16 protein-coding genes are annotated in these 17,720 nt (G+C 66.4%); 11 read left to right on the top strand and 5 right to left on the bottom strand.

Annotated elements, in window-relative coordinates:
• Positions 1 to 102 precede the first annotated feature (102 nt).
• Both IEX93_RS07365 and IEX93_RS07360 read right to left on the bottom strand, forming a co-directional pair.
• On the bottom strand, positions 103 to 1,311 hold the full coding sequence (locus IEX93_RS07365) for an MFS transporter (protein ID WP_188847568.1): 1,209 nt from the start codon (positions 1,309 to 1,311) through the stop codon (positions 103 to 105).
• A 10-nt stretch (positions 1,312 to 1,321) separates the two neighbouring features.
• Positions 1,322 to 2,152 carry a universal stress protein gene (locus IEX93_RS07360; RefSeq protein WP_188847567.1) on the bottom strand — a complete coding sequence of 277 codons (831 nt, stop codon included), beginning with the start codon at positions 2,150 to 2,152 and terminating at the stop codon, positions 1,322 to 1,324.
• Between the two features lie 69 nt (positions 2,153 to 2,221).
• Here IEX93_RS07360 and folP point away from each other — a divergent pair, with 69 nt between their 5' ends.
• The 11 genes from folP to ttuA all read left to right on the top strand — a co-directional run bounded on the left by folP (position 2,222) and on the right by ttuA (position 12,618).
• A complete protein-coding gene (gene folP / locus IEX93_RS07355) occupies positions 2,222 to 2,992 on the top strand; it encodes a dihydropteroate synthase (RefSeq protein WP_188847571.1) in 771 nt (256 codons plus the stop codon).
• A 3-nt stretch (positions 2,993 to 2,995) separates the two neighbouring features.
• On the top strand, positions 2,996 to 3,370 hold the full coding sequence (folB, locus tag IEX93_RS07350; RefSeq protein WP_188847566.1) for a dihydroneopterin aldolase: 375 nt from the start codon (positions 2,996 to 2,998) through the stop codon (positions 3,368 to 3,370).
• 72 nt (positions 3,371 to 3,442) lie between these two features.
• On the top strand, positions 3,443 to 5,200 hold the full coding sequence (locus IEX93_RS07345; protein ID WP_188847565.1) for an ABC transporter substrate-binding protein: 1,758 nt from the start codon (positions 3,443 to 3,445) through the stop codon (positions 5,198 to 5,200).
• A gap of 52 nt (positions 5,201 to 5,252) precedes the next feature.
• Positions 5,253 to 6,236 (top strand): ABC transporter permease, encoded by a 984-nt coding sequence (locus IEX93_RS07340; RefSeq protein ID WP_188847564.1) that lies wholly within the window; start codon positions 5,253 to 5,255, stop codon positions 6,234 to 6,236.
• A 3-nt stretch (positions 6,237 to 6,239) separates the two neighbouring features.
• On the top strand, positions 6,240 to 7,583 hold the full coding sequence (locus IEX93_RS07335) for an ABC transporter permease (protein WP_188847563.1): 1,344 nt from the start codon (positions 6,240 to 6,242) through the stop codon (positions 7,581 to 7,583).
• 72 nt (positions 7,584 to 7,655) lie between these two features.
• The gene (locus tag IEX93_RS07330; RefSeq protein WP_188847562.1) at positions 7,656 to 8,675 is read left to right on the top strand and encodes an ABC transporter ATP-binding protein; all 1,020 of its coding nucleotides are present in this window, start codon (positions 7,656 to 7,658) and stop codon (positions 8,673 to 8,675) included.
• Complete coding sequence (locus tag IEX93_RS07325; protein WP_188847561.1) at positions 8,672 to 9,649, top strand: ABC transporter ATP-binding protein; 978 nt, start codon at positions 8,672 to 8,674, stop codon at positions 9,647 to 9,649. The genes IEX93_RS07330 and IEX93_RS07325 overlap by 4 nt, the downstream gene beginning before the upstream one ends.
• A 55-nt stretch (positions 9,650 to 9,704) precedes the next feature.
• A complete protein-coding gene (locus IEX93_RS07320) occupies positions 9,705 to 10,331 on the top strand; it encodes an acetoin utilization AcuB family protein (RefSeq protein ID WP_188847560.1) in 627 nt (208 codons plus the stop codon).
• Positions 10,325 to 11,452, top strand: a complete 1,128-nt coding sequence (locus tag IEX93_RS07315) for an acetoin utilization protein AcuC (RefSeq protein WP_188847559.1) — start codon at positions 10,325 to 10,327, stop codon at positions 11,450 to 11,452. Before IEX93_RS07320 ends, IEX93_RS07315 begins: the two co-directional genes overlap by 7 nt.
• Positions 11,453 to 11,456: 4 nt before the next feature.
• Positions 11,457 to 11,654, top strand: a complete 198-nt coding sequence (gene ttuB, locus IEX93_RS07310; RefSeq protein ID WP_188847558.1) for a sulfur carrier protein TtuB — start codon at positions 11,457 to 11,459, stop codon at positions 11,652 to 11,654.
• 1 nt (position 11,655) lies between these two features.
• Positions 11,656 to 12,618: a tRNA-5-methyluridine(54) 2-sulfurtransferase gene (gene ttuA / locus IEX93_RS07305; RefSeq protein WP_188847557.1), complete on the top strand. Its 963-nt coding sequence runs from the start codon at positions 11,656 to 11,658 to the stop codon at positions 12,616 to 12,618.
• Here ttuA and treS read toward each other — a convergent pair.
• The 3 genes from treS to otsA are packed head-to-tail and all read right to left on the bottom strand — an operon-like array spanning position 12,593 to position 17,547.
• Complete coding sequence (gene treS, locus IEX93_RS11755) at positions 12,593 to 15,493, bottom strand: maltose alpha-D-glucosyltransferase (protein WP_188847556.1); 2,901 nt, start codon at positions 15,491 to 15,493, stop codon at positions 12,593 to 12,595. The genes ttuA and treS overlap by 26 nt on opposite strands.
• Before the next feature lie 3 nt (positions 15,494 to 15,496).
• Positions 15,497 to 16,201: a trehalose-phosphatase gene (gene otsB, locus IEX93_RS07295; protein ID WP_188847555.1), complete on the bottom strand. Its 705-nt coding sequence runs from the start codon at positions 16,199 to 16,201 to the stop codon at positions 15,497 to 15,499.
• On the bottom strand, positions 16,198 to 17,547 hold the full coding sequence (gene otsA / locus IEX93_RS07290) for an alpha,alpha-trehalose-phosphate synthase (UDP-forming) (RefSeq protein ID WP_188847554.1): 1,350 nt from the start codon (positions 17,545 to 17,547) through the stop codon (positions 16,198 to 16,200). Before otsA ends, otsB begins: the two co-directional genes overlap by 4 nt.
• Positions 17,548 to 17,720: the final 173 nt, after the last annotated feature.

The following is a 17,720-nucleotide window of genomic DNA, read 5'->3' as shown; positions in this document are numbered from 1 at the left end:
TACCAGATACGGGCTGCGCCCGCAAGGGGAGATTTACCACGAAACGGAGATGTGGGTAAAGTCCTGGTCCAGAAGGGCCCTTTTTCGGAGTCGGCACGGAGTTTAGCGGGCCCGGCGGATGGGGGCCACCAGGAAGGCCCCGAGGAGAAAGAAGCCGCCGGCCAAGAGGAAGAGGACCAGGTACCCAAGGCCCGCCTCCTGGGCGTTTAGGAGGTCCAACGGCCTCCCGAAGGCCCCGGCCAGCACCTGGGGCACCACGATGGCGGTCTGCCAGAGGCCCATGTCCGTGGCGTGGGCCTCGGGGTCCTTGAGGACGTCCGCCACCAAGGCCCAGTCCACCGCCAGGTAGACCCCGTAGAAAAGGCCGAAGAGGAGGGCGAGGGAGAGGAGAAGGTCGTAGCGGGGGAAGAGGAGGATCAAGGGCATAAGAAGGCCAAGCCCTACCCCCGAGAGGTAGATGAGGGGCTTCCGCCCCAGCCGGTCCGAGGCCCGCCCCGCGGGGACGCTGGCGAGGGCAGCCCCCAAGGAGATGAGAAGCCCTAGGAGGGCCACCGCCTGGAAGGGCGCTTCCGTGAGGGTCCTTCCCAGGGCCTGGAAGGTCTTCACCACGTCGGCCAGGTAGTACTGGAGGTAGGTTTGGGCCAGGTAGAAGCCCAGCATCACCAGAAAGCGGGTGAGGTAGACCAAAAGAAAGTCCCGATCCTGCCAGGGGGCGGCCATGGCCCTGAGAAAAGGCCTCGGGTTGGCCCTGGGAAGGCGGTCGGGGACGAGGGAGAGGCTTAGGGCCGCCCCCAAGAGGTTGAGGAGAGCGGCCAGGTAGGCCTGGGGGGCGAGGGGAAGGAGGAAGCCCACCGCGCCCGCCAGAACCTGCCCCAAAACCTGGAGCACCCCCATGTACCCGGAGGCGGTCCCCCGCTCCCCCTTGGGCACCAGGTCGGGGATGAGGGCGCTATAGGGCCCCGTGGCCAGGTCGTCCGCCACCTGGAGGAGGAGGTAGGCGAGAAGAAGCGCTCCGTAGCTCGGAGCGTGGACCAAAAGGAGAAGGGCCAAGGCGGTGAGGAGGCTTCCCCAAAGGAGAAAGGGCCGCCTCCGGCCGAGGCGGTCCGAGAGGTAGCCCATAAGGGGCGGTCCCAAAATGGCCATCACCGCTCCCAGGCTGAAGAGGAAGCCGAGCCTTGTGGCCTTCTCCTCGGGAGGGGAAAGCTCGGCCACTTTGGCTGGGAGGAGGACCAGAAGGACCACAAACCACTTGAAGCTGGTGGCGAACCAGTAGGCGGAAAGGCGCAGAAACCAGCCCGGTCCGTGGCGCATGGGGCCTACCTTACCAGACCGTGGCCTCGGGGACGATAAGGAGGGGAAGCTCCGCATGCTTTAAGGCCCCCTCCACCATCTGCCCCAGGCGGTGGCGCCAGGTGCTCTTGGCCTTGGAGCCCAGAACCAGAAGGTCCACCTGGACCCGCTGGGCTACCTCCAGGAGGTCCTCCGGGTTTTCCCCCTTGAAGACCTGGACCCCGGGGTACCGCCCGCTCAGGTGGGCCTCCGCCTGGGCCAGGACCTGGGCCAGGCTAAGGTTTTTGGGGTCCAGGTAGGTGGGGTAGCAGCACCCTCCTTCCCCGCTCACCAGGTGGAAGGCCTGGACCTCTGCCCCAAGCCGCTTCCCCCAGGCTTCGGCCAGGCGGAAGGCGGCCAGGGCGGCGTCGCTTTCGTCCACCCCCACGCCGATCCTCCGCACTTGGGTGAGGGGCTTCTCGGCGGGGACCAGAAGGACCGGCGCCTCTCCCCGGTGGAGGAGGTAGCGGGCGATGCCACCCCGGGCCAGGCGCTCCAGGGGAGCTTCGCCCACCTGGCCCAGGATCACCAGCTTGGCCCGGTGGGCTTCCCCGCCTACCACGAAAGCGGGAAGCCCCCTCAGGACCCAGGCCTTAAGCCCCGTGGCCCTAAGGGCTTCCTCCACCCGGGCTTCCACCTGGGCGAGGACTTCCTGGAGGGGCTTCTTCAGCTCGGGAAAGTGCCGGGCGAGGCCTTGGAAGTAGGGGTCGGGGACCACGTGGAGGAGGAGGGGTTCTAGCCCCAAGGCTTCCCCCAAGGCCTTGGCCGTGGCCACCACGCTCCCGTGGGTGGCTCCGAAATCCACCGCCGCCAGAAGCCGCATAAGGCCACTATAATCCAAGGCGTGCTACGGCTAGACGGCAAGGTCTTCTCCCTGGAACGCCCCCTCCTTATGGGGATTCTCAACCTCACCCCGGATTCCTTTTCCGACGGGGGGCTTTACCTGGACCCGGAAAAGGCTTTGGAGCGGGCCCGGGAGATGGTGGCGGAGGGGGCGGACATCCTGGACCTCGGGGCCGAGTCCACCCGCCCTGGGGCGGACCCCGTGCCCGTGGAGGAGGAGAAGCGGAGGCTTCTTCCCGTCCTCGAGGCGGTCCTCTCCTTGGGGGTGCCGGTGAGCGTGGACACCCGCAAGCCCGAGGTGGCCGAGGAGGCCCTAAAGATGGGGGCCCACCTCCTGAACGACGTCACCGGGCTTTGGGACGAGCGCATGGTGGCCCTGGCGGCCCGCTACGGGGTGCCGGCGGTGGTCATGCACATGCCCGTGCCCGACCCCAAGGCCATGATGGCCCACGCCCGCTACCAGGACGTGGTGGCCGAGGTGAAGGCCTTCCTCAAGGCCCAGGCGGAAAAGGCCCTTGGGGCGGGGGTGCCCCAGGTGGTCCTGGACCCGGGGTTTGGCTTCGGCAAGCTTTTGGAACATAACCTCGCCCTCCTCCGCCGCCTGGACGAGATCGTGGCCTTAGGGCACCCGGTTCTGGTGGGGCTTTCCCGCAAGCGCACCATCGGGGAGCTTACGGGGGTGGAAGACCCCGCCCAAAGGGTCCACGGCTCCGTGGCCGCCCACCTCTTCGCCGTCCTCAAGGGGGCGAGGATCCTCAGGGTCCACGACGTGCGGGCCCACCGGGAGGCTTTAAGGGTCTGGGAGGCCCTCTGGGGGTGAGGGGTGGGGACCATCGCCCTTTTGGGGTTGGAGTTCTACGGGCGCCACGGGGTGATGCCCGAGGAGGGGCGGCTTGGGGCTCGGTTCGTGGTGGACCTGTGGCTTTCCGTGCCCTTTGAGGGGCGGGGAGACCGGTTGGAGGAGACCGTGGACTACGCCGCCGTCTACGCCCTGGTGGAGGAGGCGGTGCGTCACCGCCGCTTTTACCTTATAGAGGCCCTGGCGGACCACCTGGCGGAGGAGCTTTTGAAGGCCTTCCCCAGGCTTCAGGCCGTGCGGGTCCGGGTCCACAAGCCCCACGCCCCCATCCCCGGGGTCTTCCGCGACGTCTACGCCGAGGTGGAAAAGGTCCGGCCTGGGCCTAAGGGAAACCTTTAACCCGGCGGGCTTGACAGGGCCTCGAGGGGTGCTTTAGGCTTGGGGCCATAGGCGCCTCAGGGAGGAAGCATGATGCCTATAGGAAGAGCGGTTTGGCTTCTAGCAGGGTTTTTGGCTGTGGCCGGTGTGGCCAGCGCCCAGACCTTCGTCTGGCCCCAGAAGTGGACGGTGGCTAAACCCTCGGAGGTGAAGCGGGGGGGTACGCTTAGGAATTACACCCTCTCTGACTTTCGCACCTTTAACCCCTTCCTCACCGCGGAGGCCGGGAGCGTTCCGGAAATCATCTCAGGGGACTACGGCCTCGTCCGCCGCGACCCCACCACCGGGGACTGGATCCCCTACATGGCGGAGTCCTTCACCGTAAGCCCCAACAAGCTGGACATCACCTTCAAGATCCGTCGGGGCATGAAGTGGTCCGACGGCCGGCCCATCACCGCCGACGACTGGGTCATGACCTGGCGGATCCACACGGACAAGGCGGTGGGCTCCAACAGCTACGATTCCTTCTTCCTTGACGGCAAGCCCATCGTGGTGCGGAAGCTGGACGACTACACCCTCCGCATCTCCTACCCCAAGACGGACGCCGAGGCCTTCGCCGTGGCCAGCTTCACCCCCTGGCCCGCCCACATCTTCGGTCCCGTGTACCAGCGGGAGGGGGCCGAGGGCATCAAGAAGATGTGGACCCTGAACGAGAGGCCCGGGAACATCGTCTCGGGCGGGCCCTGGCTCATTGAGAGCTACCGCCCCGGGGAGCGGCTGGTGCTTAAGCGCAACCCGGCCTTCGGCGAGTGGAACAAGGACGAGGCGGGGAACCCCCTGCCCTACCTGGACCGGTACGAGATCCGGATCGTCAAGGACGTGAACGCCGCCTTGGCGGAGTTTTTGGCGGGGAACATTGACGTCTTCGCCCCCAGCACCGTGGACCACATCTCCCAGATCCGCCAGGCCATCCAGCAGGGCCGCCTGGACGCCACCCTGAAGCTCAACGCCTCTCCCGTGGCCAGCAACCAGTTCATGGTCTTCAACTGGAACAAGGCCTCGGACCCCTTCAAGCAGAGCCTCTTCCGCTCGGATAAGTTCCGGAAGGCCATGAGCCACCTGGTGAACCGCCAGGCGGTCATAGACATCGTCTACGGGGGCCTGGGCACCCCCATGTACACCAGCGTTTACCCGGTGTTCACCCAGTGGCTGAACCCCAAGGTGCCCAAGTACGAGTACAATCCCCAGCAGGCGGCAAAGCTTTTGGCCGAGCTGGGCTTCACCCGGAAGGACCGGGAGGGCTACCTGGTGGACGCCAGGGGGCGGCGGCTTGAGTTCAACCTCGCCACCAACGCCGGCAACAACCAGCGGGAGCAGATCGCCAAGCTCTTCGTGGACGAGGCCAAGAAGGTGGGGGTCAAGGTCAACTTCCAGGCCATTGACTTCAACACCCTGGTGGGCCAGCTCCTCTCCTCCGGTCCCGACCGGCCCTTTGACGCCATCATCATCGGCCTCACGGGTGGAGGGTTGGACTGGCCCTTCGGCTCCAACGTGGTGCCCTGCAAAGGGAACCTTCACATGTGGAACAAGTCCGGCCAGTGCTTAGACCCCAGGGAGACCCAGCTGGACGCCCTCTACTCCCGGGGCCGCACGGAGCTGGACTTCAAGAAGCGGGTGGAGATCGGCTACCGCATGCAGGAGATTGAGGCGCAACTCCTTCCCATCATCTACATCGCCGGCCCCAACTACCACCCCGCCTGGAACAACCGCCTGGGCGGCGAGCACCCCGACGCCATCATCTCCAGCATCTGGGGCGCTAGGGAGCTGGAGCTCACCTTCATCAAGAAGTAGCTCCCCCGCCTTTCCCCCCTGGGCGAAAGCCCAGGGGGGATTTTGGAGGCCCATGACCGCCTATATCCTTCGCCGGATCCTCTACCTCGTCCCCACCTTCTTCGGGGCCACCTTCCTGGCCTTCCTCATCATCCAGATGGCCCCTGGGGACTACCTCACCCAGCTGGAGCTAGACCCCAAGGTAACCCCCGAGACCATCGCCCGGCTCCGGAACCAGTTCGGCTTAGACCGCCCCTTTCACGAGCAGTACCTTCTCTGGATGCACAACCTCCTTCACCTCAACCTGGGGTACTCCTTCGCCTACCAGGCCCCGGTGCTGGAGATCGTCTGGCCCAGGGTCCTGAACTCCATGGTTCTGGTGGTTCCCTCCACGATCCTTCTTTTCCTTATCGCCGTGCCCGTGGGCGTCTACGGGGCTTTGCGCCAGTACTCCTTGGGGGACCGGGTGGTCTCCTTCCTCGCCTATTTGGGCCTCGCCATCCCCAACTTCTTCCTGGCCCTCATCCTCATGTACCTGGTGCTCCAGGTCTACTTCCGCACGGGGGTTATGGTTTTCCCGGTCTCGGGGATGACCTCCAGCGGGTTTGAGCAGTTTTCCTTCTGGCAAAAGGTGGTGGACGTGGCCTGGCACGCGGTTTTGCCTATTCTGGTGCTCACCACCAGCGACATCGCTGGCTTTTCCCGGGTCATGCGAGGCCAGATGTTGGAGGTCCTCACCCAGGACTACATCCGCACCGCCCGGGCCAAGGGGCTGGCCGAAAGGGTGGTGGTCTACAAGCACGCCCTGAGGAATGCGGTGATCCCTTTCGTGGCCAACATCGGGGGTATCCTGCCCACCCTGATCTCGGGGGCCGGCCTTGTGGAGGTGGTCATGGCCTGGCCTGGGATCACCCCCCTTCTCCTGGACGCCATCTCCCAACAGGACCTCTACGTGGTCGCGGGCTTCCTCACCATGGGCTTGGTGCTCCTTATGATCGGCAACCTACTTTCGGACCTGCTTCTCGCCTGGGTGGACCCCAGGATCCGCTACGAGTGAGCTATGACGGTCCAAGCGTCTTCCCAAAGTCAGTTCCAGATCGCTCTGCGCCAGTTTCGCAAGCACCCTTTGGCGGTTTGGGGTCTGCGCATTCTCTTCGTCTTGTACACGGTGGCCGCCTTCGCCGGGTTCTTCAGCCCCTACGACCCCAACTACTACGAGCTTTACCCCCCGAAGGGGTACCACCCGCCCACACGGATCCACTTCGTGGACCCGGAGACGGGCGGGCTTTCCCGTCCCTTTGTCTACGCCACCCGGCGCACCCTGGACCCGGTCTCCCTCCAGCCTAAGTACGAGGAGGACCCTTCCCAAGGAAAGTTTTACATTCGCTTCTTCGTGCGCACGCCGGACCAGCCCTACACCCTCTTCCGCGTCTTCCGCTCGGACCTACGCCTTTTCGGGGTGGACCCCCCGGCCAGGATCTTCCTCATGGGGACCGATAACTTCGGGCGGGACCTTTTTAGCCGTTTGATCTACGGGGCCCAGGTATCCCTCACCATCGGTATCCTTTCCGCCTTGGTCTCCTTTGTCCTGGGGATGGTCCTCGGGGGAATCGCCGGGTACTACTCGGGCCGACCCTTCACCCTCTCCTTGCCCCTTAGGGCCTGGCGGGGCCTAGGCCTTCTCTTGGGCCCCCTTTCCTGGGCCTTATGGGGAGGGCTTGGCCTTGGAGCCTTGTACCTGGCCTGGAGCTACTACCGGCTCACGGGGCTCGGTTTTTTCCAGGTTCTGGCCTTTTTGGCGGCGGCGTGGGTGGGGGTGCGCCTGGTTCTGACCCTCCCTTTCCGCCCCATCCGGATTGACGCCGATGACCTGGTGATGCGGGCCGTGGAGATCATCGCCGCCATCCCCACCCTTTTCCTCCTCATCTCCTTGCGGGCCGTTTTCCCCACCAACGTGGACCCTCTTACCACCTTCTACCTGGTGGTGGGGCTTCTCGGCTTCATCGGCTGGGGCGGGCTTGCCCGGGTGGTGCGGGGCATCGTGCTTTCCGTGCGGGAGATGGACTACGTCCAGGCGGCGCGGGCCATGGGGGCCTCGGACGCCCGGATCCTCTTCCGACATGTTTTGCCGGCCACAGCCAGCTACGTCATCGTGAGCCTTTCCCTAACCATCCCCGGCTTCATCCTGGCCGAGTCGGGCCTGTCTTTCCTTGGCCTTGGGGTCACGGAGCCCTACACCAGCTGGGGCCTCCTTCTTCAAGGGGCGCAGCAGGGGGGGTTTGCCAGCTTTGTGGACCGCCCCTGGGTGCTCTGGCCGGGGTTTTTCATCTTCGTCTCCATCATGGCCTGGAACTTCGTGGGTGATGGCCTGCGGGATGCCTTGGACCCCAGGCGCCGGCGGTAGACCCTTCTCTTTTGCGGGGGTATGGCGTATAACGGTTGAGGTGTCTTAAGGGCAGCGCCCGAAGGAGTGCTCATGGACGAGAAGCGGCTACTGGAGGTGAAGGACCTCAAGGTCCACTTCTTCACCGACGACGGGGTGGTGAAGGCGGTGGACGGGGTCTCCTTCCACGTGAACCGGGGGGAGACCCTGGCGGTGGTGGGGGAGTCGGGGAGCGGGAAGAGCGTGACCTCCCTGGCCATCATGCGGCTCATTCCCTCGCCGCCCGGCCGGATCGTGGGGGGGGAGATCCTCTTCCGTGGGAAGGACGGGAAGGTTCGGGACCTCACCAAGCTCTCCGAACAGGAGATGCGGCGGATCCGGGGGAACGACATCGCCATGATCTTCCAGGAGCCCATGACCTCCCTGAACCCGGTGTACACGGTGGGGGACCAGATTGCCGAGGCCATCATGCTCCACCAGGGGAAAAGCCGCAAGGAGGCCATGGAGCTTGCCGCCCACATGCTGGAGCTGGTGGGGATCCCCGAGCCCAGAAAGCGGCTTAGCAACTACCCTCACCAGATGTCGGGCGGGATGCGCCAGCGGGTGATGATCGCCATGGCCCTCTCCTGCAACCCCTCCCTGCTCATCGCCGACGAGCCCACCACCGCCTTGGACGTGACCATCCAGGCGCAGATCCTGGAGCTCATGAAGAAGCTCCAGGAGGAGCTGGGGATGGCCATCCTCTTCATCACCCATAACCTGGGGGTGGTGGCGGAGATGGCGGACCGGGTGGTGGTGATGTACGCCGGGCGGGTGGTGGAGCAGGCGGACGTGGTGCCCCTCTTCCAGGAGCCCTTGCACCCCTACACCCGGGGGCTCCTCCGCTCCGTGCCCCGGCTGGACCTGGCGGCGGAGCGCAAGGAGCGCCTCGAGGCCATCCCCGGCAACGTCCCCAACCCCCTCTACCTGCCCCCGGGGTGCGCCTTCCACCCCCGGTGCAAGCACTTCGTGGCGGGGCTTTGCGACGCCGAGGTGCCCCCCTTGGAGGACGCCGGGGACGGGCGGCAGGTGCGGTGCGTGCGCTGGCGGGAGATCCGGGAGGTTAGGGCATGAACGGGGTTCTCCTCGAGGTCAAGGACTTAAAGAAGCACTTCCCCATCCGGGGCGGGGTGCTCTCCCGGGTGGTGGGGAGCGTGAAGGCGGTGGACGGGGTTTCCTTTTCCATCCGGAAGGGGGAGGTATTGGGGCTTGTGGGGGAGTCGGGAAGCGGCAAGACCACGGTGGGCCGCACCGTGCTCCGCCTCATTGAGCCCACGGGGGGGCGGATCCTCTTTGACGGGCAGGACATCACCGAGCTTCCCCGGGAGAAGCTCAGGCCCTTCCGCCGCCGCATGCAGATCATCTTCCAGGACCCCTTTAGCTCCCTGAACCCCCGGATGACCGTGGGGGACATCATCGCCGAGCCCCTCCTTATTCACGGGATCGGCAAGACGCCCAAGGAGCGCACGGAGCGGGTGGCGGAGCTTTTGAAGCTGGTGGGGCTTTCCCCGGACCACATGCGCCGCTACCCCCACGAGTTCTCCGGCGGGCAGAGGCAAAGGATCGGCATCGCCCGCGCCCTGGCCGTGGCCCCGGAGTTCATCGTGGCCGACGAGCCGGTCTCGGCCCTGGACGTTTCCATCCAGGCCCAGGTGGTGAACCTCCTCCAGGACCTCAAAGAGGAGCTCGGGCTCACCCTCCTCTTCATCGCCCACGACCTGGCGGTGGTGGAGTACATCTCCGACCGGGTGGCGGTGATGTACCTGGGGAAGGTGATGGAGCTCGCTCCTGCCCGGGAGCTTTACCGCAACCCCAAGCACCCCTACACCGAGGCCTTGCTTTCGGCGGTGCCCATCCCCGACCCCACGGTGAAGCGGGAAAGGATCGTCCTCCAGGGGGATATCCCTTCCCCCATCAACCCGCCCTCGGGGTGCGTCTTCCGCACCCGGTGCCGCTACGCCCTGCCCGAGTGCGCCCAGGTGGTCCCCGAGCTCAAGGAGGTGGCCCCGGGCCACTACAAGGCCTGCATCCGGGACGACATCCTCTGACGCCGAACGTCCTAGGGCCCCGAAAGCCGGGGCCCTTTCGCCGTATACTGGGCCCATGCTGGTAAAGGACGTGATGAAAAGCCCCGTCCTCACCGTGGGGCCGGAGACGACCCTCGAGGACGCTTACCGCTTCCTCCTGGAAAAGGGGATCCGGCACCTCCCCGTGGTGGAAGGGGAAAGACTTGTGGGGATCATCACCGACCGGGACATCCGCCTGGCCACAAGCCACCTGAACCCCCAAGGCCCCTGCCCCACCTGCGCCCCGGTGGCCGAGGTGATGACCCGGGGGGTGGTCACCGCCCACCCCCTAGACCCCGTGGAGGAGGCGGCCCGCCTCATGCGGGAGCGGAAGATCGGGTGCCTGCCCGTCTTGGAGGACGGGCGGCTCGTGGGCATCGTCACGGGGATTGACCTCCTGGACGCCCTCCTTAGGCTCACGGGGGTCACGGAGCCCTCGGGCCGCCTCGAGGTGCGCCTCCCCGACCGCCCGGGGGAGCTCGCCCGGCTCACCGGGTTTCTGGCGGGGCGGGGGGTGAACATCCACTCCCTCCTCTCCTACCCCGAAGAGGAGGAGGCCGTGCGGGCGGTGGTGCGGGTGAAGACCATGGAGACCCATCTCCTGGCGGAGGCCCTGCGGCGGGAAGGGTTTCAGGTCCTCTGGCCCCCCAAGAAGCCATGGTGATCTACCGCGAGGAATACCGCCTCTACAACTTCGGCCCCCACCACCCCTTTAGCCCGGTGCGCCTGGAGATGCTTACCTCCCTCCTCCAGGCCCTCGGGGTGTGGAAAGCCCCCCTTTCGCCCCCGGAGGCCACCCGGGAGGAGGTGCTCACGGTCCACTCCGAGCGCCTGGTGAAGCGGGTGGAGGCGGCAAGCCGGGGGGAGCTTTTCCCCGACCTGGAGCACTACGGCCTGGGCACGGGGGACACCCCCGTCTTCCCCGGGATGGACCGGGCGGCCCGGATCCTGGTGGGAGGGACTTTGGAGGGGGCGCGCAGGATCCTCGCCGGGGAGAAGCGGGTCTTGCAGCTTGGGGGCGGCCTCCACCACGCCCAGTACGACCGGGCCTCGGGGTTTTGCGTGTACAACGACCTTTCCGTGGCAATCCGCCACCTGACGGGGGCCGGGCTTCGGGTGGCCTACCTGGACATGGACGTCCACCACGGGGACGGGGTCCAGTGGATCCACTACGAGGAGGGGGAGGTCCTCACCCTAAGCCTCCACGAGTCCGGCCGCTACCTCTTTCCCGGCACCGGGCACGTCCACGAGATCGGCCGGGGGGCGGGCCTGGGCAAAAAGCTCAACCTCCCCCTGGAGCCTTTCACCGAGGATGAAAGCTACCTCGAGGTCTTTGAGGCCCTGGTCCCCTGGGCCCTTCAGGCCTTCCGCCCCGATGTCCTGGTGGTCCAGGCGGGGGCGGACGCCCACTTCCTGGACCCCTTGGCCGACCTCCTCCTCACCACCCGGGCCTACGAGCGGCTTTTCCGCCTTATCCTGGAGTACGCCGAGGCCTATGCGGGAGGAAGGGTCCTCTTCACCTTGGGGGGCGGGTACAGCCTGGACGGGACGGTGCGGGTCTGGGCCCTCCTTTACCACATCTTCCACGGGCTTCCCCTGCCAGAGCGCCTTCCCGAGGGGTGGCTTAGGGCCTGGGAGGCGCGGCTTGGAAAGCCCCTCACCCCCACCCTCCACGACCCCGAGGGGGCCTACCCGGAGATCCCGAGACGGGAGGAGATCGCCAAGCGAAACCGCCTAACCCTAGAGAGGCTCACGGAGCTCTTGGCCCCCCACCTGCTACACTAGCGGGGTGAAGGTGATTCTGCGCCTGCCCGAGCGCAAGGAGGTGGAGGTCAAGGGAAACCGCCCCTTGCGGGAGATCCTGGCCGAGCTTGGGCTCAACCCGGAGACGGTGGTGGCGGTGCGGGGCGAGGAGCTCCTCACCCTCGAGGACGAGGTGCGGGAGGAGGACACCCTAGAGGTCCTCTCCGCCATCTCGGGAGGCTAGCATGCGCTGCAAGGTCTGCGGAGAAAAGGCCCAGGTGGAGGTGCGCTCCCGGGGGCTTGCCTTCTGCAAGGCCCACTACCTGGACTGGTTCGTCAAGGAGACGGAGAAGGCCATCCGCCGCAACCGGATGCTAAACCCTGGGGAAAGGGTTTTGGTGGCGGTCTCTGGAGGGAAGGACTCCTTGGCCCTTTGGGATGTGCTAAGCCGCTTGGGCTACCAGGCGGTGGGACTCCACATTGAGCTTGGCATCGGGGAGTACTCCAAAAGGAGCCTCGAGGTCACCCAGGCTTTCGCCCGGGAAAGGGGCCTAGAGCTTCTCGTGGTGGACTTGAAGGAGGCCTACGGCTTCGGGGTCCCGGAGCTCGCCTCGCTTTCCGGGCGGGTGGCCTGCTCGGCTTGCGGCCTTTCCAAGCGCTACATCATCAACCAGGTGGCGGTGGAGGAGGGTTTCCGGGTGGTGGCCACGGGGCACAACCTGGACGACGAGGCCGCCGTCCTCTTCGGGAACCTTTTAAACCCCCAGGAGGAGGCCCTTTCCCGGCAGGGGCCCGTCCTGCCGGAAAAGTCCGGCCTCGCCGCCCGGGTCAAGCCCTTCTACCGCTTTAGCGAAAGGGAGGTCCTCTCCTACACCCTCCTTCGGGGGATCCGCTACCTCCACGAGGAGTGCCCCAACGCCCAAGGGGCCAAAAGCCTCCTCTACAAGGAGGCCCTGAACCGGGTGGAGCGGGAGATGCCCGGGGCCAAGCTCCGCTTCCTGGAGGGCTTCCTGGAGAAAATCCAACCCCGCCTCAAGGCCGAGGAGGAGGTGGCCCTAAGGGAGTGCGAGCGCTGCGGCTACCCCACCACGGGGGGCGTCTGCTCCTTCTGCCGCATGTGGGAGGCGGTCTACCGCCGGGCCAAGAAGCGGCGGCTTCTCCCCGAGGAGCGGGTTTTCTCCCCTAAGGTCCCTGTGGCCCGGGGGTAGCCTTGGCTTTTTCCCGCCAGCGCTCCAGGATCCGCCGCCGGGCGGGCTTTTCCTCCCGGTGGAGCTGGGCCTCGGCCCAGGCGACCATGGCCTCGGGCCAGCCTTCTTCCGAAAACTCCAGGGCGGTGTCCCGGTAGGCGGAAAGGAGGGCCCCTTCCACCAGGAACTGGGCCGCAAGCCCGGGAAGCTCCGGGTGGGCCCCTTCCAGGTCCTCCCAGGCCAGCTCCACCGCCCGCTCCAGGTCGTAGGCCAGCCGGGCTAGGTCCATGAGGGGGCTTCCTTCCTCCTTGGGCCCCAGGGCCAGCAAATAGACCTCCCCCTCCAGGGCCAGGAAGGCCCCAAGCCCTCGGTTGAGGAGGGAAAAGCCCCCTTCCACCTCGGCCAGGCTGCGGTGGAGGAGGGCAAGCCGCACCCCAAGAAGCCGGGCCAAGGCCTCCAGCTCCCTCAAGGCCTCGGCCAAAAGCCCGGGGCTCAGCCCCTCCGGGGGGTGGCCCTGGAGCCGGGAGAGCCCCTCGGCCGCCAGGGCCTGGGCCAGGGCGAAGGCCTCCTTGGGCTCCCCTTCGGGGAGGTCCCCCGTGAGGGCCAGGACCCGCCGCTCCTTGCCCCGCTCCCAAAGGAGGCGCCCCTTGGGGGGGAGGACCCAAGGGAGGTCCAGCCGGGGGAGGACCTCCAGGGTCCGGTCCAGCCCCCCGTCCTGGACCAGGCCCACCTGGAGCCAGACCCCCTCCCCGGCGGCAAGCCCCGGGCGCAAGAGGGTGAGGTTTTGGGGCAGGGGCCCGGGGTGGCTTCCCCGGTAGTAGGCCTTGAGGCTTCGGGCCTCGAGGCCCTCCTTGAGGCGTTTGAGGAGGTAGGCGTAAAATCCCGGGTCCTGGGAGAGCTCGTAGAGGTAGCCTTCCCGGGGGCGGGTGCGGGCGAAGAGGCCTGGGGCCTCCTCCCGCCTGGGGCTGTAGCGGATGGGCAAGAGGGCGGTGCGCCGGGTGTGGTTTTCTAGCTCCAGGAGGGTGAGGTAGAGGGGCGGGTCCTTCTCCAGGCGGATGGCGTCCAGAACTTCTACCCGCTCGGGCTTTAGGGGAAGCCAGCTCCGGTCCCGGAGCACCTGGGCCAGGGCCCGGAGGAAGGCCCGCTGGGCCCTTTCTTCCTTCATGGTTTCCACGAAGAGGACCTCGGGGCCTTCCTCCAGGGGGACCAGGGGCACCTCCTCCGGGGGGGCCTCCTCCGCCCAGTCGGGGGTCTGGACCCGGATGGCCTCCTTGGGGGTGAGGGCGAAGAGGGCGAAGCCGTGGGGGCCTAGGGTGAGGCGGTAGGGGCCCTCAACGGGGGGAAAGGGGCTTTGGGAGAAGAGCTCCACGGGGACGAGGCCTTGGGCCTCCTCCAAGGGGAGGTCCAGGGCCTGGGTGTAGCGGGAAAGGTTGGCCACCACCAGGATCCTTTCCCCCTCGTGCTCCCGGAGGTAGGCCAGGATCCTGCGGTTCTCCACCGGAAGAAGCTTCAGGCTTCCCCGGCCGAAGGTCTTGGCGTGCCGCTGCCGGATGGCCAGGAGGCGGCGGACGAAGTTCAGGTGGGAGTGGGGGCTTTGCTCCTGGGCCTCCACGTTGACGAAGTGGTAGCTGTAGGGCCCCTCGCTCACCGGGGGGAGGAAGAGCCTGTGGTAGGGGGCCCGGGAGAAGCCGGCGTTGCGGTCGGCGGACCACTGCATGGGGGTCCGGACCCCGTTCCGGTCCCCCAGGAAGGGGTTGTCCCCCATGCCGATCTCGTCCCCGTAGTAGAGGATGGGGGTGCCCTTGAGGGTGAAAAGGAGGGCGTGAAGGAGCTCAAAGCGCCTGCGGTCCCCGCCCAAAAGGGGCATGAGGCGGCGGCGGATCCCCAGGTTGATGCGGAAGCGGGGGTCGGGGGCGTAGACCTCCCAGAGGAACTCCCGCTCCTCCTCGGTGACCTTTTCCAGGGTGAGCTCGTCGTGATTGCGGAGGAAAAGGGCCCACTGGGCGGTCTCGGGGATCCCCTCCGTCTCCTTGAGCATGGTCTCAATGGGCCCCCGGTCCTCCCGCCTCAGGGCCATGAAGATCCGGGGCATGAGGGGGAAGTTGTAGGCCATGTGGACCCCGTCCCCGTCCCCGAAGTAGGGGAGGGTCTCCTCGGGCCACATGTTGGCCTCGGCGAGGAGGACCTTGCCGGGGCCGTAGCGCTCCTCCAGGGCCTTTCTCAGGCGCTTCACCGCCTCTATGGTCTCGGGGAGGTTCTCGCAGGAGGTCCCCTCCCGCTCGTAGAGGTAGGGGATGGCGTCCAGGCGGAAGCCGTCCACCCCGAGGTCGGCCCAGAAGAACATGACCTGGTGCATGGCCTTTTCCACCTCGGGGTTGTCCCAGTTGAGGTCGGGCTGGTGCCAGTAGAAGCGGTGCCAGTAGTAGGCCCCGGCCACGGGGTCAAAGGTCCAGTTGGAGGTCTCAAAGTCCTGGAAGATGACCCGGACCCCCTTGTACTTCTCCGGGGTGTCGCTCCAAACGTAAAAGTCCCGCATGGGGCTATTGGGCTTCCGGGCCTCCTGGAACCAGGGGTGGTCTATGGAGGTGTGGTTCAGGACGAGTTCAATGATCACCTTCATCCCCCGGTCGTGGGCCTCGTCCAGGAAGCGCTTGAAGTCCTCCAGGGTCCCATGGACGGGGAGGATCTGGTAGTAGTCCGAGATATCGTACCCGTCGTCCCGCAAGGGGGACTGGAAGAAGGGCATGAGCCAGAGGGTGTCCACCCCCAGAGCCTCGAGGTAAGGGAGCTTCTGCCTTAGCCCCTCAAAGTCCCCGTAGCCGTCGTTGTTGGCGTCAAAGAAGGAGCGGACGTGGAGCTGGTAGATGACCGCGTCCTTGTACCAAAGGGGGTCCACGGCCTAAAGGCTAGAGGGTCGGAGGTAAGTTTTCAAGTAGGTCAAGACCTCCTCCACGTCCCTAAGCCGGCCTTGGGCTGCCGTGGGGCCTTCCCCCACCTTGAAGGTGAGGCCCTGCCCCCTTAGGGCTTGGAAGGCCGCCTCGTCGGTGGTGTCGTCCCCGATGTAGATGGGGGTGTGGCCCGGGTGGCGCTTTAGGAGCCTGAGGACCGCCTGGCCCTTGTCCACCCCTTTGGGCTTGAGCTCCAGGACCTTCTTGCCGGGGAGGGCCTCGAGGCCTAGGGCCTTAAAGAGCCCCTCCGCTTTCTTAAGCCAGGCCTCGAGGCAGGCCCGGGCCTTCTCCTCGTCCTCCGCCCCCCGGTAGTGCAGGGCCAGGGCGAAGCCCTTGTCCTCCACCCGCACCCCGGGGCAGGAGGGAAGCCTTGCCCGCAAGGGGCCTAGGTCCACGGGGAAAAGGGGCCGCACCTCCCCGAAAAGCGTCCCTTCCTCCAGGCCGTGCCCCCCCACCACCCGAAGCCCGGGGAGGGGGAGGAGGGGCTCGAGGTCCTTCACCCTTCTTCCCGTGACCACGTAGACGGGGTGGCGTTCCATGAGGGCCCGGAGGACCCTAAGGGCCTCGGGGTGGGGGAAGGCCGACTCGGGCCTTTCGGCGATGGGGGCCAGGGTGCCATCGTAGTCCAGGAAGAAGACGGGGTTTTCCGCCCTCATCCTTCCTCCAAGGAGGCCAGGAAGCGCTCCGCCCAGCCCTGCACGTTCAAGGCCTCAATGCGGGCCTTCAGGGCGGAAAGCCTTTCCCGGCGTTCCCCCTCCGGCATGCGCAAGGCTCGGTCCAAGGCCTGGGCCATCCCGTCCAGGTCGTAAGGGTTGACCAAGAGGGCCTCCTTGAGGTACTCCGCCGCCCCCGCCAGGTTGGAAAGGACCAGGACCCCGTCCTCCGTGGTGTAGGCGTACTCCATGGCCACCAGGTTCATCCCGTCTCTCAAGGGGGTGATGAGGGCCACATCCGCCGCCCGGTAGAAGGCGGCCAGCTCCTCCTGGGTGTAGGTCTGGTAGAAGTAGCGCAAGGGTACCCAGTCCTCCCGGAGGAAGCTTCCCATGATTCGCCCCACCACCTCGTCCACCCGGCGCTTGAGCTCCCGGTAGGCGTGCACGCTGGTGCGGCTCGGGGTGGCGATCTGGAAGAAGGCCACCCGGCCCCGCCACTGGGGGTAGGACTGGAGGAGGCGCTCGTAGGCCAGGAGCCTTTCCAAAATTCCCTTGGTGTAGTCCAGACGGTCCACCCCCAGGATGAGGCGCTCCGCCCCGGCGAGCCGCTTGAGGGCCCGGGCGTGGAGGCCGATATGGGGGTCCTGGGAAAGCTCCCCGAAGCGCCCCGTGTCTATCCCCAAGGGGTGGGCCTCCACCCGCACCCACCTTTCCCCTACCCGCACCCGGTTCCCTTCCACTTGGTAGCCGTAGTAGGCGGCAGTCCTCAGGAAGTTCTCCACATACTCCGGGGTGTGGAAGCCGATGAGGTCGGCTCCCAAGACCCCCTCCACCAAAGCCCGGCCCCAGGGCAGGATGCGGAAGACCCCGCTGGAGGGCCAGGGGATGTGGAAAAAGAAGCCGATTTTGGCCGCGATCCTTTCCCGGAGGAGGCGAGGGAGGAGGAGCAGGTGGTAGTCCTGGACGAAGACCGTGTCCCCCTCGCGGAAGACCTCGGCCACCCGCTCGGCGAAGCGGCGGTTGGCCCGCTGGTAGTCCTGGTAGAACTCCCGCCTTAACTCAACCCTTTCCAAGAAATAATGGCAGAGGGGCCAGAGCACCCGGTTGGAAAACCCCCCGTAGTAGCCCTGCCACTCCTTCTCCGGAAAGAAGACCTGTTCCAACCGCACTTGGCTTTCCCGGGGGGTGGCGGCTTGGCCCTTCTCCCGCCACTCTCCGGCCGCCACCCAGACGCCGTGGCGCCTCTCCAGGACCGGGAGAAGCGCGGTGGCGAGGCCACCCACCGCGGGGACCAGCCCCTCGGGGGTCAGGCGGAAAGGCGCCCGGTTGGCCACGATAATGAGCCCCATTCTCTTCCCAGGATAGACCTTGGGGGCAGGGTGGGGGCTTTATAAGAACAAAATTAAGCACTTTTAACATAAACTCATTTAGCTATAATCCCGTGGAAAAGCCCCTTCCGGGCCTTCCCTGCCTTTGAAGCTTCCTTGGGAGAATGACGGCCCTTCGCCCCTTGGCTTCATAA

It is taken from the genome of Thermus composti, assembly GCF_014647535.1.
Classification (GTDB): Bacteria; Deinococcota; Deinococci; order Deinococcales; family Thermaceae; genus Thermus; species Thermus composti.
This window is presented reverse-complemented; position numbering and strand designations above follow the sequence as displayed.